The organism is Nocardioides sp. (genome assembly GCF_050699375.1).
GTDB lineage: Bacteria > Actinomycetota > Actinomycetes > Propionibacteriales > Nocardioidaceae > Nocardioides.
This window is the reverse complement of sequence record NZ_JBOHDN010000060.1, coordinates 1-15977: the sequence shown is the minus strand read 5'-3', so window position 1 is coordinate 15977 and position 15977 is coordinate 1. Positions and strand designations below refer to the sequence as shown.

General features: G+C 70.6%; 14 protein-coding genes and 2 riboswitches. Of the genes, 8 read left to right on the top strand and 6 right to left on the bottom strand.

The window, feature by feature from the left end; translation table 11 throughout:
- Nucleotides 1-157: 157 nt before the first annotated feature.
- The 3 genes from gcvH to ACRDPS_RS03405 form a co-directional block, all read right to left on the bottom strand.
- Nucleotides 158-526, bottom strand: a complete 369-nt coding sequence (gene gcvH / locus ACRDPS_RS03415) for a glycine cleavage system protein GcvH (protein WP_431500215.1) — start codon at nt 524-526, stop codon at nt 158-160.
- 8 nt (nt 527-534) lie between these two features.
- Nucleotides 535-1638, bottom strand: coding sequence for a glycine cleavage system aminomethyltransferase GcvT (gene gcvT / locus ACRDPS_RS03410; protein ID WP_431500214.1), 1104 nt, complete (start codon nt 1636-1638; stop codon nt 535-537).
- A gap of 56 nt (nt 1639-1694) precedes the next feature.
- Nucleotides 1695-1795, bottom strand: a riboswitch (glycine riboswitch).
- Nucleotide 1796: 1 nt separating this feature from the next.
- Nucleotides 1797-1892, bottom strand: a riboswitch (glycine riboswitch).
- A gap of 103 nt (nt 1893-1995) precedes the next feature.
- Nucleotides 1996-2676: a Crp/Fnr family transcriptional regulator gene (locus ACRDPS_RS03405; RefSeq protein WP_431500213.1), complete on the bottom strand. Its 681-nt coding sequence runs from the start codon at nt 2674-2676 to the stop codon at nt 1996-1998.
- Nucleotides 2677-2838: 162 nt separating this feature from the next.
- Here ACRDPS_RS03405 and ACRDPS_RS03400 point away from each other — a divergent pair, with 162 nt between their 5' ends.
- Together ACRDPS_RS03400 and ACRDPS_RS03395 are read left to right on the top strand one after the other, a co-directional pair.
- Nucleotides 2839-4530: an ABC transporter ATP-binding protein gene (locus ACRDPS_RS03400; RefSeq protein ID WP_431500212.1), complete on the top strand. Its 1692-nt coding sequence runs from the start codon at nt 2839-2841 to the stop codon at nt 4528-4530.
- Entirely contained in the window at nt 4527-6263 is a 1737-nt protein-coding gene (locus ACRDPS_RS03395) for an ABC transporter ATP-binding protein (RefSeq protein WP_431500211.1), read from the top strand. Before ACRDPS_RS03400 ends, ACRDPS_RS03395 begins: the two co-directional genes overlap by 4 nt.
- Before the next feature lie 37 nt (nt 6264-6300).
- Here the strand turns inward: ACRDPS_RS03395 and ACRDPS_RS03390 are convergent, their stop codons facing one another.
- Nucleotides 6301-7494: a 4-hydroxybenzoate 3-monooxygenase gene (locus ACRDPS_RS03390; RefSeq protein ID WP_431500210.1), complete on the bottom strand. Its 1194-nt coding sequence runs from the start codon at nt 7492-7494 to the stop codon at nt 6301-6303.
- Between the two features lie 75 nt (nt 7495-7569).
- Entirely contained in the window at nt 7570-8748 is a 1179-nt protein-coding gene (locus ACRDPS_RS03385) for an SGNH/GDSL hydrolase family protein (RefSeq protein ID WP_431500209.1), read from the bottom strand.
- Nucleotides 8749-8897: 149 nt separating this feature from the next.
- Here ACRDPS_RS03385 and ACRDPS_RS03380 point away from each other — a divergent pair, with 149 nt between their 5' ends.
- A complete protein-coding gene (locus tag ACRDPS_RS03380; protein ID WP_431500208.1) occupies nt 8898-9878 on the top strand; it encodes an LLM class flavin-dependent oxidoreductase in 981 nt (326 codons plus the stop codon).
- Between the two features lie 35 nt (nt 9879-9913).
- On the opposite strand, the gene ACRDPS_RS03375 is transcribed toward ACRDPS_RS03380, so the two are convergent.
- Nucleotides 9914-10903: a sugar-binding transcriptional regulator gene (locus ACRDPS_RS03375; RefSeq protein ID WP_431500207.1), complete on the bottom strand. Its 990-nt coding sequence runs from the start codon at nt 10901-10903 to the stop codon at nt 9914-9916.
- A 139-nt stretch (nt 10904-11042) separates the two neighbouring features.
- On the opposite strand from ACRDPS_RS03375, the gene ACRDPS_RS03370 reads away from it, so the two are divergent.
- The 5 genes from ACRDPS_RS03370 to ACRDPS_RS03350 form a co-directional block, all read left to right on the top strand.
- A complete protein-coding gene (locus ACRDPS_RS03370; RefSeq protein WP_431500206.1) occupies nt 11043-12137 on the top strand; it encodes an alcohol dehydrogenase catalytic domain-containing protein in 1095 nt (364 codons plus the stop codon).
- Complete coding sequence (locus ACRDPS_RS03365) at nt 12134-12976, top strand: triose-phosphate isomerase family protein (RefSeq protein ID WP_431500205.1); 843 nt, start codon at nt 12134-12136, stop codon at nt 12974-12976. Before ACRDPS_RS03370 ends, ACRDPS_RS03365 begins: the two co-directional genes overlap by 4 nt.
- Nucleotides 12973-13632: a DUF2291 family protein gene (locus ACRDPS_RS03360; RefSeq protein ID WP_431500204.1), complete on the top strand. Its 660-nt coding sequence runs from the start codon at nt 12973-12975 to the stop codon at nt 13630-13632. The genes ACRDPS_RS03365 and ACRDPS_RS03360 overlap by 4 nt, the downstream gene beginning before the upstream one ends.
- Nucleotides 13629-15299 (top strand): sugar ABC transporter ATP-binding protein, encoded by a 1671-nt coding sequence (locus ACRDPS_RS03355; protein WP_431500203.1) that lies wholly within the window; start codon nt 13629-13631, stop codon nt 15297-15299. The genes ACRDPS_RS03360 and ACRDPS_RS03355 overlap by 4 nt, the downstream gene beginning before the upstream one ends.
- Nucleotides 15296-15977: ABC transporter permease (locus tag ACRDPS_RS03350; RefSeq protein WP_431500202.1), on the top strand; the 682-nt coding region annotated here is incomplete at its 3' end. The genes ACRDPS_RS03355 and ACRDPS_RS03350, both read left to right, overlap by 4 nt.

Below are 15977 nucleotides of genomic sequence, written 5' to 3'. Positions count from 1 at the left end.
TCGGTCATCACGAGCAGCGGCGCCGGCCTGTCGCCATCTGCGTCAGACTGCGGTCCAGGTCCTCGAGGACTTCGGGCCAGGTGGTCTCGCTCGGTGGGTCGCTGTGGGCGAAGGTGCCGGCGATCTCGGTTGGTGCTCGATCGTCGGTCGCGTAGGTTCACTCCTCGATCAGGGCGTCGTAGGCGGCGTCGAGCAGGTCGGGGGCGTTCGAGATGCGCATCTCGAAGAGCCAGCCGGCGCCGAAGGGGTCGCTGTTGATCAGCGCGGGATCCTCGACGACAGCCGAGTTGATCTCGAGGATCTCGCCGTCGGCGGGCGCGAAGAGATCGCTGACGGACTTCGTCGACTCCAGCTCGCCGCAGCTCTCGCCGCCGGTGATCTTGCTGCCGACCTCGGGCAGCTCGACGAAGACGATGTCGCCCAGCGCCTCGGTCGCGAAAGCGGTGACGCCGATGCGGGCGACGTCGTCGCGGGTCTCGATCCACTCGTGCTCGGCGGTGTACGACAGGTTGGTCGGGTTGCTCATGGCTGTGCTCATTTCTTGGAGTAGAAAGGAAGGGCGACGATCTCGGCGTCCTCGCGGCTGCCGCGTACGTCGACGTGGACCTTGGTGCCGGCGGCGGCGAGGTCAGGCCTGACGTACGCCATCGCGATGGGACGACCCAGGGTCGGCGACGGGGAGCCGCTGGTCACGACGCCGATCTCGTCGCCGGTGGCCGGATCCACGACGGCGTAGCCGGCGCGCGGGGAGCGGCGCCCGGTGGCCATCAGGCCGACGAGCGTGCTGCGCGGGCCCTCCTCGCGGCGTACGGCCAGGGCGGCGTCTCCGACGAAGCCGTCGGGCTTGTCGAAGGAGACCACTCGACCGAGGCCGGCCTCGAAGGGTGTCGTCTCGCGGTTCAGCTCGTGGCCGTAGAGCGGCATCCCCGCTTCGAGCCGGAGGGTGTCACGGCAGGCGAGCCCGGCGGGCGACAGCCCGTGTGGCGTACCGGCATCGGTGATGGCCTCCCAGACCGCGACGGCCGACGAGGGTGCGCAGTAGACCTCGAAGCCGTCCTCGCCGGTGTAGCCGGTGCGCGCGACCAAGGCCTCGACGCCGGCCACCGTGCCGGCATCGATCGCGTAGTAGCGAAGGGTGGAGACGTCCAGGTCGGTGACGGCCGCGAGGATCGCTGCCGAAGCAGGGCCCTGGACCGCGATCAGCGCCCACTCCGCGGAGGCGTCGCGGACCACGGCGTCGTAACCGTCGGCCCGCTCGACCAGAGCCGGCGCGACCACGTGGACGTTGCTCGCGTTGGCGACGACCAGGTAGCGCTCCTGCTCGAGCCGGTAGACGACCAGGTCGTCGATGATGCCGCCGTCCTCGGCGCAGACCATCGAATAGCGGGCGCGGCCGATGCCGATCTTCGACGGCCGACCGACCAGGGCATGATCGAGGGCGCGTCCCGCCTCGGGGCCGGTCACCTCGATCTCGCCCATGTGGGACAGGTCGAAGAGGCCCGCGGTGGTGCGTACGGCATTGTGCTCGGCGGTCTCCGAGCCATAACGGACCGGCATGCTCCAGCCGGCGAAGTCGGTGAGCGAGGCGCCGAGCGCCTGGTGGATCTCGTGCAGAGGGGTAGGGACAGGTGAGGTCATGTGCGGGAGGCTCCCTGCTGATGGATGCCGCAGCCGCGGCACCCGTGGACGGGTGACCTCCCCGCTCTGTCATCGCTACCTGAGAGCTTCACCGCCCCGTTGGGGCGGTTTGCACCGTGGGTGCAGGATCCATCGGACCCTGTCTTTCCAGAGTTCGCCTCACCACAGCGGTCATTGGGCCTGAGAGATTCTGGGGAGGTTTGCTCCTTCGGCGCCTCACCCCGGATGGGTGAGGACTCTCCCGCTGTAGTTCAACTGGCGGATGTGAAGTTGTGCGGCAAACCTAGGTCTGGCCTCCTCGGCCGTCAAGACCTGACAAGACCTGACAAGACCACCTTGCTCAACCATCTGCTGGGCTCAGCCGGCCCGGCGCACGATCCGTTCCATGTCGGTGATGATCACCGCGCGCGACTCCAGCTTGACCCAGCCCTTGGCCACGAAGTCCGCGAGCGCCTTGTTGACCGTCTCGCGGGCCGCGCCGACGAGCTGGGCGAGCTCCTCCTGAGTGAGGTCGTGGCGGACGTACATGCCCTCGTCGGTGGACTCGCCGAACCGGTCGGCGAGGTTGAGCAGGGCCTTCGCGACCCGACGGGGTACGTCGGCGAAGACCAGGTCACCGATCACGTCGTTGGCCCGGCGCAAGCGGCCGGACAGCAGGGCGAGCAGTCCTCGGGTGACGCTCGGCCGCCCGTCGAGCAGCGCCAGCAGGTCATCGTGCGAGAGGGAGGCAAGCTGCACCTCGTCGGCGACAGCAGTGACCGTGGACGAGCGCTGACCCGGGTCGAAGAGCGAGAGCTCGCCGAACACCTGGCCCGATCCCAAGATCGCCAGAACGCTGTCCTGCCCGTCGGCCGAGGCGCGGCTCAGCTTCACCTTGCCGTCGACAACGGCGTAGAGCCGATCGGCGGCGTCGCCCTCGCGGAACAACACCTCGCCGCGCTTGAGGCGAGTCCGTCCCATCATCGCGAACAACGCAGTCATCGACTCGTCGTCCAGCTCACTGAACAACGGCGCGTGCCGAAGCACGTCTTGATTCATTCCCAGCCACTCCTGTCCTCGTTTGGCTGAAGCCGCCAGCGTATCGATATCCAGGGCTCCCAGGTCGGATGTGTGGCCCGCATCGCAGTCGCTTCGAGTGCGTTCTTCGCCACAAGTTAGGCTAACCTAAATCGACCGGTTCGGCTTTCTGGAGGTTCCCCGGTGTCCATACCGCGTACGCCGGGAGCGCTGATGCGCCGGTCGCTGCGGCGGCAGCGTCGGTCCGTGCTCGCCTCGTCCGCCCTGATCACGCTGTGGCAGGTGTGCGAGGCGATGGTCACGGTCCTGATCGGCTTGATGATCGACCGTGCGGTGACCACCGGCGACCTGGGCCAGCTGTTGCTGTGGGCCGGGGTCCTGTGCCTGCACTTCCTGGTGCTGAGCCTCTCCTACCGGTTCGGCGCCCGGATCGGGAACCGTGCCGTCCACGTCGAGAGCCACCGGCTGCGCACCGAGGTCTCGGCGCACGTGCTCGACCCACGCGGCGCCCGCACCGACCGCCTCTCCGGCGACCTGCTGGCGCTGGCCACCGGCGACGCGGACCTGGTCGGTGAGGTCATCCGACAGGTGGCCCTCTCCGTCGCCGGCGCGATCGGCCTGGTTGTGAGCGGCGTCGTCCTCGCCGTCATCGACCCGTGGCTCGCGCTGATCGTCCTGGTCGGCGTCCCGCTGGTCCTCGGCGCCACCCATCTGGTCGCGCCGGGTCTCGCCCAGCGCAGTGCGCGACGGCAGGAGGCCCTGGGACGTACGACGGGGGTGGCGACCGATCTGATCCGCGGGATCCGGCCGCTCAAGGGCATCGGCGGCGTGGAGGTCGCGCTCGAGCGCTACCGCCGCGAGAGTCGCACCGCCGCGCACACCAGCGTCGCCGCCGCCGGCTGGGCCGGCCTCCTGACCGGCATCACCTCGCTCGGCAGCGGCGTCTTCCTCGCGGTGATCGCGGTCGTCGCCGGGCTGCGGACCCTCTCCGGCGACCTGAGCGTCGGCGAGCTGGTGGCGGTCGTCGGGCTGGCGCAGTTCGTGGCCGAGCCGATGCGGATGCTCAGCGCCCTGGTGGCCCGGGTCGCTCAGTCCAGGGCCTCGGCGGCCCGGATCGTGGCGTTCCTCTCGACGCCAGCGCTGGTCACGGAGGGCGAGCGGCCAGCCGACGGCCACCACCTGGAGCTCGACCACGTCTCCGCAGGACCTGTCACCGACCTGTCGCTCGCGGTCCCGCCCGGCCGGCTGGTCGCGGTCGTCGCCAACGACCCCGCGGTGCCGGCCACGCTCCTATCCCTGCTCCACGGAGAGTCGTCGCCCGAGCGCGGGAAGGTCCTGCTCGGGGACGAGCCCATCACCGAGCTCGCGCTCTCCGACGTACGCCGCCGGCTGCTCGTCACCGACCACCAGGTCGACCTCTTCGAGGGCACCCTGCGAAGCAACGTCGACCCGCTCGAACGCCACGAAGACGTCCGGGTCGAGGCCGTCCTGGCGGCCGCGTCGGCCACCGAGCTGGTCGCAGTCGCGACCGAGGGCCTGGCCACGCACGTCGCCGTCGACGGGCAGAGTCTCTCCGGCGGTCAACGCCAGCGCCTGGGTCTCGCCCGGGCCCTCGCCGCGGACGCACCGGTGCTGGTGCTGCACGACCCCACCACGGCGGTCGACGCCGTCACCGAGCAGCACATCGCCGGGGAGCTGCGCCGCCTCCGGCACGGCTCCGGTTCCGACCGCGCCACCCTGCTCTTCACCAGCAGCCCGCTGCTCCTGGCCGAAGCCGACGAGGTGGTCTGGGTCGGAGGCGACCAGACGGTCGTCCGGGGCACCCACGACCAGCTGGCCGACGACGCCGCCTACTGCTCGGCGGTGCTGCGATGACGGCCCCGACGCTGACCCGGCTCCCCGTCTCCACGGCCCGGGAGGCGGCAGGTCTCGCCCGGCGACTGCTCACCCGCCGCCCGCTCCTGCTGGCGGCCTGCCTCGCCGTCTTCGTGATCGAGGGGCTCGCCGGCCTGGTGGCGCCCTGGATGCTCGGCCGGATGGTCGACCTGGTCCGTGCCGACGCCCCTGGATCCGGCATCATCAGCGCCGGCATCTGGATCCTCGGAGCCGCGCTCGTCGTCGGCGCCGCCGGAGCGGTCTCGATCCACCTGCTCGCCAGGGTTGCCGAGCCGGCGCTGGCGGAGCTCCGCGAGGAGGTCCTCGACCAGGCTCTGCACCTCGACACCCAGCGGCTCGAGGAGAGCGGCAGCGGCGACCTGGTGTCCCGGGTCGGCGACGACGTACGTCTCATCGGCAGCTCCATGGCCGACGTGGTCCCGCTCATGCTCAACTCGGTGATCGCGATCGTCTTCACGACCGCCGGCCTGATGGCGCTCGACTGGCGGCTCGGGCTCGCCGGGCTGTTCGCCGCGCCGTTCTACGTGATGGCGCTGCGCTGGTACCTCCCCCGCTCGGGTCCCTACTACCGCCGCGAGCGCGAGGCCAACGGCGTCCGCGCCGAGGCGTTCCTGACCGGCGTCCACGGCAACCGGACCCTGCGGGCGTACGGCATCGCCGAGCAGCACCAGGAGAAGGTCAGCGCCGCCTCGTGGACCTCCGCGTCGATCTCGGTCGAGGTCTTCGCGATGCTGATGCGCTTCCTGGGCCGCAACAACCGGGCCGAGCTGATGGGGCTGCTGGCCATCCTCGGCACCGGCTTCTTCCTGGTCCGCTCCGATGCCGCCACCGTCGGGGCAGTGACCGCCGCCGCTCTCTACTTCCACCGGCTCTTCAACCCGATCGGCGCGGTCATCGCGCTCTTCGACGACGTGCAGTCGGTCGGCGCCTCGCTCGTACGTCTCGCCGGGCTCGCCCTGCTGGAGCGCCCGGCCCCCGTCCCCGCGGGCGAGCCGGACGGGTCCGGGATCGTCATCACCGGGCTCCACCACGAGTACGTCCCCGGTCGGCCGGCCCTCGACCGCGTCGACCTCAGCTTGGCCGACGGCGAGCTCGTCGCGGTGGTCGGGGCCTCGGGGGCGGGCAAGTCGACGCTCGGCGCGGCCGTGGCCGGCCAGCTGAGCCCGAGCGAGGGCGAGATCCTGGTGGGCGGGCTCCCGGTCCGCGGCGGGCAGAGCCGGGCCGCCCTGGTCACCCAGGAGGTGCACACCTTCACCGGCACCGTCCGCGACAACCTCACCCTGGCCGCGCCCGAGGCGAACGAGGCCGCCGTGGAGAAGGCGCTGCGTGAGGTCGAGGCCTGGGCCGAGGTGGCCGCACTCCCGGACGGGCTGGAGACCCGCGTCGGCGACGGCGCCCACATGCTCACGCCCGCGCTAGCCCAGAAGCTTGCCCTGGCGCGGGTGCTCCTCGACGATCCGGTCGCCGTCGTCCTCGACGAGGCGACCGCCGAGGCCGGCTCGAGCGGCGCGCGCGACCTCGAGCGGGCCGCGCTCGCGGTCACCTCCGGACGTACGTCCCTGGTCATCGCCCACCGGCTCACCCAGGCCGAGTCGGCCGACCGGATCGTCGTGATGGAGCAGGGGCGGATCGTCGAGACCGGCACCCACACCGAGCTCGTCGCGGCCGAGGGCCGCTACGCCCGGCTGTGGTCGGCCTGGCGCGGTCTCTGAGAGACCCGTCTCGGCCTGCTGTCGGCCGGAGCGCCTCTCAGCCTGTCGGCCAGCCCGTGTAGGCCTCGGCGAGATAGGTGGACCCGGCGGCGGAGTCGATGACCGAGCGCAGCTCGCCGACCTGGCGGCGTAGGTCGAACTCGTCGCCGCCCGGGGGCAGGTGGAGCATCGAGGTCATCCAGTAGGAGAAGTGCTGTGCCTTCCAGACCCGGGCGAGCGCTCGCTCCGTGTAGGTGTCGAGGACCGAGTCGTCGGAGCCGGCCAACGCCCGCTCCAGCACCTCCGCGAGCACCTTGACGTCCTGGAGAGCGAGGTTGAGGCCCTTCGCGCCGGTGGGCGGGACGGTGTGGGCGGCGTCGCCGGCGAGAAGGAGGCTGCCGTACCTCATCGGCTCGAGCACGAAGCTGCGGAACCGGAGCACGGCCTTGTCCGTGATCGGCCCCTCCCGCAGCTCATGGCCGTTGGCGCCGACCCGCGCCTGCAGCTCGCTCCAGATCCGGTCCTGCGACCACGCGTCGACGTCCTCGTCGGGGTCGCACTGGAAGTACATCCGCTGCATGGTCTCGGTGCGCTGGCTGATCAGCGCGAAGCCGCGCTCGGAGTGGTTGTAGATCAGCTCCGGAGCGCTCTTCGGCGCCTCGCACAGGATCCCGAACCACGCGAAGGGATACTCCTTGAAGAACTGCCCGCGCCGGCCCTCCGGGATCGAGCGGCGACACATGCTGTGCGAGCCGTCGGCACCGACCACGTACCGGCACCGGAGCTCCTGGGCGCGACCTTCCGCGTCGCGGAACCGGATCCTCGGCTGGTCGCCGGTCAGGTCGTGCACCGAGGTGTCGGTGACCCCGAACCGGATGTCGCTCCCGGCCGAGCTGTGCGCGTTGGCCAGGTCGATGAAGACGTCGGTCTGCGGGTAGAGCCAGACCGAGGCACCGGCGAGCTCCTCGAAGCTGATGTGGTGGAGGTCGCCGCCGAAGCCGAAGAAGGTGCCCTCGTGCTGGTCGCCCTCGGTCAGGACACGGTCGGAGACGCCGGTCTCGGTGAGCAGCCGTACGCTGTCGCGCTCGAGGATGCCGGCGCGTACGGTCTGCTCGATCTCTAGGCGACTGCGGTTGTCGATCACCACCGAGTCGATGCCGGCGCGCGCCAGCAGGTGGGCGAGCATCAGCCCGGCCGGGCCGCCACCGACGATGCCGACCTGGGTGGTGGTGACCTGAGGCGTGTTCGTCATGCGGCTGATCCTTTCGCCGGTGGTGCCCCGCCACAATGGATGGATTCCGCTGAATGAAAGTGAACCCCAGGTCGGTCAGCGCCGTCCGAAGGCTCCGGACTCGCCGAACGCCAGCCGAGCGAAACGGGTGGCCATCAGCTCGTGGGTCGCGGCGTCGGGGTGCAGGTTGTCCGGCAGCGGATGGGCGGCGGCGTCGGCGGGACCGTAGAGCTCGAGTCCGTCGAGGTAGTACAGATTCGGGTCGTCGGCCATCCGTCCGGTCACGAGCTCGGCGAGCTGCTCGCGGATCACCGTCAGGCTGAGCCTGCCGCCCGCCACGTCTGCCGGGTTGCCGGTCGCGATGAACCGCACCTCCCCCGCCCGCAGCGCCTCCGGGTCGAACGCTCCCGGACCTGGAGTGTGCTCGTGGATCGGGCAGTGCACCGGGCCGAGCACGAGCAGCGGCTTGTCGGGGTGCCCGTCACGGATGGTGTCGAGGAACCCGTGGACCGCGGGACCGAAGGCTCGCTGCCGCATGAGGTCGGCGTTGACGAGGTTGATGCCGATCTTGACACTGAGGAGATCGGCGTCGGTGTTGCGCATCGCGCGGGCGGTGAAGGGGTCGAGCAGGGCGCTGCCCGAGAAGCCGAGGTTGATCAGCTCGACGTCGCCGCTCGCCGCGGCCCGCGCGGTCCAGGTGGTGCTGGGGCTGGCGGCGTTCGAGCCCTGGCTGATCGAGCTGCCGTGATGCAGCCATACGCGGCGGTCCACCGGCGCCGGACGGATCGGTCCGTCGGCGCGCAACGCGACGAGCTCGACCCGCTCGTGGTGCGGCAGCCAGATCTCGACGTCCTTCTCGTGTGCGGGCAGCTCCGGGAAACGTACGGTGCCGACCGGGCCACGCTCGATCTCGGACCTCCCGGTCGCGAGGTCCACGCGCAGCACGTCGCCACCGGTGGTGGGCACCTGCTCCGCGAGCTTCCCGTCGACGCGCAGATCCACCATCCCGTCAGGGCGGTCGGGCACCCCGACGATCACGCTGCGCGTGCGCAGCAGGTCGAGCTCGATCACCGTCGCACTCGTACGGAAGACCAGTCGCACCCCTGAGGGCTGCACCTCGACCGAGAGCAGCTGCGGATCGGTGCACTGCGCCCGGGCGGCCGCCGGCAACCGGTGCGGAAGCCACCCCCGCTCGGTCGCCGTCAGCTCGGCGGCGCCACGGAGGATCTCGGGATCGATGGGGTGCTCTCGCAGCACACTGCCTGCGTCGGTCATCGTCGTCGGCTCGCCTCCCTGTGTGGGATCCCATGCAATCAGGCCGCGGCCGAGGGCGGGCCATCGGGTGCGACCGGTCATGGACACGTACGGCAAGTGGCGGGAAGGCTCGGCGTCCCGGATTGGTTGAGGGTGTTGTGAGGCTTTCGATGCTCGACCGTTCGCGCACTCGGGTGAACCACCCCGAGAGTGCCGCGCTGACCCACACGATCCAGAGGGCGGTGACGGCCGAGCGGCTCGACTACCACCGCTTCTGGGTCGCCGAGCACCACGCGGTGCCCGGGATCGCGTCGGGGTCACCGCCGGTGCTGCTCGGCGCGCTCGGTGCGCACACGTCCACGATCAGGCTCGGGTCGGGCGGGGTGATGCTGCCGCACCATCAGCCGCTGGTCGTCGCCGAGCAGTTCCTGATGCTGGAGGCGCTCTATCCGGGCCGGATCGACCTGGGCCTGGGACGTACGTTGGGCTTCACCGCTCCCGTACGCCGCGCCCTGCGGCACGGCCTCGACGACCCGGACACGTTCGCCGACGACATCGACGAGCTCCGCGGCTATCTCGACGGCACCGCGGCGGTCACCGCCCGGCCGGTCACGGCCGGGCGGGTCCCGATCTTCGTGCTCGCCACCGGTCGGGGCGTGGCGCTGGCAGCGCGGCTCGGCCTCCCGGTCGTCGTGGGCGGTCCGGTGCTCGACAGCCCTTCACTGCCCGGGCTGCTGGGGGCGTACCGGAAAGACTTCCGGCCCTCCTCCCGCGCGCCGGAGCCGTCGGTGACCGTCTCCGTCGACGTGCTGGTCGCGGACACCGATGAGGAGGCCGGCGAGCTCGCCCTGCCGGAAGCGTGGGCGATGGCGAGGTCGCGGCAGACCGGCGAGTTCGGGCCGCTCGAGCCGGTCGGCTCGATCCGGTCACAGACCTGGACGAACCAGCTCCGCGACCGCGTCGACGCCCATCTGGCGCGTACGACCGCGGGATCGCCCGACACGGTCCGTCGCCGCCTCGACCGGCTCACCGAGACGACCGGCGCCGACGAGCTGCTCGCCTTCACCTCCACCTACGACCGCGACGCCCAGCTCGCCTCCGACGCGGCGCTCGCCGAGATCATGGCCGGGCGGGCTCAGGTGCGGACTTAGCTCGGGGTCTCGACAAGCTCGACCACCGGGCCCGCTCAGTCCAGCGTGTCGAGCACCCGAACCGCGGTGTCCTCGTCCGTGATCAGGGTGTCGAACCAGCCGGCCCGCGCACCCGCGACGATGCTGGGGACCTTCGTCGGCCCGACCGCCATCGCGATGGTGTGCGGGATCGCCTTGAGCACCTCGTACGTCGTCGCGATCAGTGACTCGACCTCGGGATAGGGCAACGGCCGCCCGTCCTCGTCGAAGAACCTGGTGCAGATGTCACCCGCGGCCTCACGGAGCCAGGGCGCGTCGCGTGGCACGTAACCAGGCAGCGAGTCACGGGTCAACGGGGGCGCGCCGATGCCGAGCACGGCCACCCTGGCCTGGCCCCAGAGGTCGAGGACGCGGCGCGTGCTCGGATCCTGGAGCAGCAGCCCGCGCAGCTCCGCCCCCGGCTGCGCGGGGGCGTAGAGGAAGACCGGCCGACCGTCGAGCTGCTCGGCGAACATCCTGGTGATCTCGTTGGTCTGATACCAGGCCTCGGGCTCGTCCTGGCCACCGACGGTCGGGGTGACCACCACGCCCGGAAAGGACGGCAGAGACTCCTGGCTCACCTCCCACACGGTGCGCCCGGAGGAGACCAGGAGCACGTCCCCGGCCTTCAGCCCGATCTCGGTCAAGGCCTCGCCGAGCCGGGCGGCGAGAGCCGCTCCGAGGAGCGAGGGGTGGAACCCTCGGGCGACCGACACCCTGGCGAGCCCGAGCGCATCGCGCAGCCGCTCCTCCACCTCGGAGGCGCGTCGGGTCGCCGGGTCGATCACCTCGATGCGGACGATGCCCGTACGCCGCGCCTCGGAGAGCACCCTGCTGACCGTCGCGCGGCTGATGCCGAGCTGTTGCGCGACCTGAGCCTGGGTCGCGTCCTTGAGGTAGTACAGCGTCGCCGCCGCGTGCATGACCTCGGGGGTAAAGCGTGTGCTGGCCGTCTCCGCGACCTCCAGGATCGGCCGTTGGCCGTGCGCTCCGGCTGAGTACTCCACGGAACCACTCTTCCACAGCCGCGCCCGTCGATCCGTACTTCCCTGAAACTTTGTTCTGGACATTTGTTCTGGACCGTGGGACCGTGGATGAGTTCGAGTGATCAAGGTCACTAAGCAGGATCACTAGCAGGAGGTCCCCATGACGCAGGCACCTACAGAGCCCGGCCGCACGATGCAGGCGGTCGTCTGCCACGGGCCTGAGGACTACCGCTTCGAGGAGGTCCCGGTGCCGGTGCCGGGACGGGGCGAGGCGCTCGTCCGGGTCGAGGCTGTCGGGATATGCGCCAGCGACCTGAAGTGCTACCACGGCGCCGCGAAGTTCTGGGGTGACGAGAACCGGCCGGCCTGGGCCGAGACCGACGTCATCCCGGGTCACGAGTTCACCGGCGAGGTCGTCGCCCTCGACGAGGAGGCGCGTACGCGGTGGGGCGTCGAGGTGGGCGACCGGGTCGTCGCCGAGCAGATCGTGCCCTGCGGCGAGTGCCGCTACTGCCGACGCGGGGAGTACTGGATGTGCGGACCCCACGACATGTTCGGGTTCAAGCGCCGCACCCCCGGGGCGATGGCCGAGTACATGGTCTTCTCCCCCGCCTCCTTGGTCCACCCGATCAGCAAAGACCTCCCGCCCGCGCACGCCGCCTTCGCCGAGCCGCTGTCCTGCTCCCTGCACGCCGTCGAGCGTGCCCGGATCACCTTCGACGACGTGGTGGTCGTCGCCGGCTGCGGGCCGATCGGGCTCGGCATGATCGCCGGCGCCGCCGCCAAGTCGCCCGCCCGTGTGGTCGCCCTCGACCTGGCGCCGGAGAAGCTGGACCTGGCGCTCAAGTGCGGCGCCACCGACGTGGTCAACATCGGCGAGCAGGACCCGGTCGAGTTCGTCCGCTCGATCACCGACGGCTACGGCGCCGACGTCTACCTCGAGGGCACCGGTCACCCCTCCGCGGTCCTCCAGGGGCTCAACGTGCTGCGCAAGCTCGGCACCTTCGTGGAGTACGGCGTCTTCGGCTCCGACGTGACCGTCGACTGGAGCATCATCAGCGACGACAAGGAGCTCGACGTACGCGGCGCCCACCTGGGGCCGCACTGCTGGCCGGCGGCGATCCGGATGCTCGAGTCCGGCGTGCTCCCCCTCGACGAGATCTGCACCCACCAGCTGCCCTTGACCCAGTTCCAGGACGGTCTCGACCTGGTCGCCCGCGGCACCGAGTCGATCAAGGTCTCGCTGATCCCGTGACCACCACGGCCCCCTTCTGGCTCGGCACGAGCTGGAAGATGACGAAGACCCTGGGCGAGGCCGGGGCGTACGCGGATGCCCTGCGCTCGGCGGTCGAGGCGGAAGACGTGCCGCCCGACCTGCGGCTCTTCGTCCTGCCTGCCGCCACCTCGCTGGCCGTGGTCCACGACCGGCTGGCCGGCAGCGGCGTGACCATCGGCTCGCAGAACGCCCATCCGGGTCCGGACCTCGCCGTCACCGGCGAGGTGTCGATGGACATGGTGCGCGACGCCGGCGCGAGCCTCGTCGAGATCGGGCACGCCGAGCGCCGCACCCTGCTCGGCGAGACCGACGACATGGTGGCCGACAAGGTCGCGGCCGCCGTCTCCGCCGGGCTGACACCCCTCCTCTGCGTCGGTGAGACCGCCGCCGAGCGGGCGCACGGCGAGACCGCCGATGTGCTCACCCGCCAGGTGCGCACCGCGCTCGGCCGCCTCGAGGCCGCCGTCCCGGACGAGCTGCTGGTGGCGTACGAGCCCCACTGGGCCATCGGGTCGAACGGCCGTGCCGCTGTGCCGGAGGAGGTGGCCGAAGGGATCGCCGTCGTACGCGATGAGCTCGACCGGCATCTGCCTGGGGCCCGCACCGCCGTCCTCTACGGAGGCAGCGTCAACGCGGGCAACGCCGCCGACCTGGTGACGGGCCTCGATGTGGACGGCCTCTTCGTCGGGCGTGCCGCCTGGACGGTGGCCGGCCTCCTCGACCTGGCTCACCGTTGCGCCGACGCGCTTCGCAACCGCGGGCTCCGCCAACCAAACCCCGATCTGGTGTCCGCGATCGTTCGAAAGGACCAAAGATGACACGACCCCGCCGCCTCACCCCCTTCCGCATCGGCGGAGCGGTGGCCGTCGCCGCGCTCCTCGTCGCGATGGCGCTCAGCACCCGCTTCGTCACGCCCGACGAGCTCGCCTCGATCGGCCCGGAGACCTTCGACCCGGCCCAGGCAGCCGAGGATCTCTTCGCCGAGGCGAACGAGACCATCCCCGCCTCGGCGACGCCGCTCCCCGAGCTCCTCACCGGGCTCCAGGACGACATCCCCCGGACCGCCGACGACCTCGGGGCGTCCAAGCCGAACGACACCACCTATCTGTTCCCCGTACGCGGCACCGCGACCGTCGTCGCGACACAGCAGCAGGCCGTCGAGATCACCGTCGAGGGTGTTCCGGGGACGACCCCGCTCAGCATCGCCTCGGGTCCGGCGACCAACGGCGCGGTCCTGCGCGACGCGCTGGGTTTCAAGTTCGGAGACGCCTCCAACCAGACCACCTACCAGCAGGTGGGCGACGAGCTGAAGGCTCTCGTCCGCGAGCAGATCGACCAGGGCACGGGCGCGAAGCTCGCCCCGGGTTCGAAGCTCGAGTTCACCGGGATCGTGAGCGTCACCGACACCGGCATGCCACAGCCGCCGGCCAAGCCCGTGCAGGTCCAGCCGTTGACCTTGGAGGGCGCATCATGAGCGCCCCCGCCACGGCTGCTGCCCCCGCCGACGCCGACGAGATCGGTCAGGTGGTGCTCCGCGCAGTCGGGATCTCCAAGACGTACGGCGTCACCAAGGCACTCAAGGGCGTCGACTTCGACGTACGCGCAGGCCAGGTCACCGTGCTCTTCGGGGAGAACGGCGCCGGGAAGTCGACGCTGATGAAGATCATGTCCGGCGTCGAGCAGCCCACCGGCGGACAGCTGGTCCTGCACGAGGAGCCCGTCACCCTGGAGAACACCGTCGACGCGGTGGAGCGAGGGATCTCGATCATCCACCAGGAGACGAGCCTCTGCCCGAACCTCAACGTACGGGACAACATCTTCCTCGGTCGCGAGCTGCACACCCGGATGGGTGGGATCGACTACGCCCGCGAGGCCGACATCACCGCAGGCCTGATGCGACAGCTCGAGGAGGAGATCGCGCCCGGGACCCCGGTCGCCGACCTCCGGATGGGCCAGCAGCAGATCGTCGAGATCGCCCGGGCCCTGGCGGCGGAGACCCGGATCCTGATCATGGACGAGCCCACCTCGGCCCTCAGCGCCAGCGAGGTCGAGGTGCTCTTCAGGGTCATCCGGGAGCTCACCGCCAACGGCGTCGCGATCGTCTACATCTCCCACCATCTCGAGGAGGCGATCAGCATCGCCGACCACGCGGTGGTGCTCCGCGACGGCGACCTGGTGGCGCACGAGCCGGCGAGCGAGATCGACCTTCCCTGGGTCGTGCACCAGATGACCGGGAAACAGGCGGAGTACGACTTCCGTGAGGAGCCTCGCGACTTCGGCGAGGCGGCGCTCTCGGTCCAGAACCTCACCGTCGCGGACCTCGGCACCGGACGCGTCGTGGTCGACGACGTCTCCATCGACGTACGCGCCGGTGAGATCGTGTGCCTCTACGGCCTGATGGGCGCCGGGCGAACCGAGCTGATGGAGGCTCTCGCCGGGCGCGACCCGGTGACCGCCGGCCGAGTGCTCCTGAACGGCGACGACATCGCCGATCTCGACGTCAGCGGGCGCATCTCCCGTGGTCTCGGGCTCGTTCCCGAGGACCGGCAGCGCGACGGCGTCGTCCAGCTCCTCAGCGTCGGGAGCAACCTCTCGCTCGCCGGACTCCGCACGGTGGTCCGCCGGGGCCTGATCGCCCGGGGCTCGGAGTCCAAGCGGATCAGGCGAGGCATGGACGAGGTCACCGTCAAGGCCGCCGGCCCGGGCACCCCGATCACCTCCCTGTCCGGAGGCAACCAGCAGAAGGTCGTGATCGGGAAGCTGTTGATGACCGATCCGTCCGTGCTGCTCCTCGACGAGCCCACCCGTGGCATCGACGTCGGCGCCAAGGGCGAGATCTTCGCCCTGCTCTTCAAGGAGGCTCAGCAGGGTCTCGGCGTCCTCTACGTGACATCGGAGATCGGTGAGGCGATGACCGCCTCCCACCGGATCGTCGTGATGAGCAAGGGCCGCATCGTCCGTGAGTTCGACCCGCGCACCAGCACCCGCGCCGAGGTCATGGCCGCGTCCGGTGAGTCGGCGAGCGCGGAGCCCTCGGACCCCGACCCCGTCGTCGACGCACCAGCACCCGACATTCCGAAGACCAACAGCCCGAAGACCAGCCCCTCGACTACCGACGGAGCCACTGGAGGCCCGCAATGACCACGACCAACGCACCGGCTGAGGCGACACCGCGTGAGCAGAGCACGATCGGAGGGCTCACCTCCCGGCTCCGTTCGATCACTCTCGGCAACGCACTGGTGGAAGGCCGGGCCCTGCTCGCCCTGGTCCTCATCATCGCGGTCTTCGCACTGCTCAGCGACAACTATCTCGACCCCGGAAACCTGGTGACCATCACCAAGCAGGTCGCCTTCAACGCGATCTTGGCCCTCGGCATGCTGATGGTCATCCTCAACGGCGGGATCGACCTATCGGTCGGCTCCACCGTGGGCCTGACCGGTGCCGTGGCCGGCAACCTCTTCCGTGGCCTCGACCTCCCGCTGACCCAGGCGATCATGTTCCCGCAGGTCTGGGTGATCGTGGTCATCTCGGTCGGGATCGGAGCCCTCGTCGGCTATGCCAACGGGCTGCTGATCTCGCGGCTGCACCTGGCCCCGTTCATCGTCACCCTGGGCATGCTCTACGTGGGTCGCGGCCTGACCGAGGTGCTGCTCAACGGGCAGAACATCACCAACGAGCTCCGCGGTCAGCAAGGGCTGGGCAACACCGGCTTCTTCGAGGTCTTCGCCAGCCGCCCGCTCGGGCTCCCCATCTCGGCATGGGTGATGATCGCGCTCGCCATCTTGGCCTCGATCCTGCTGGTCCGCTCGCCGTTCGGCC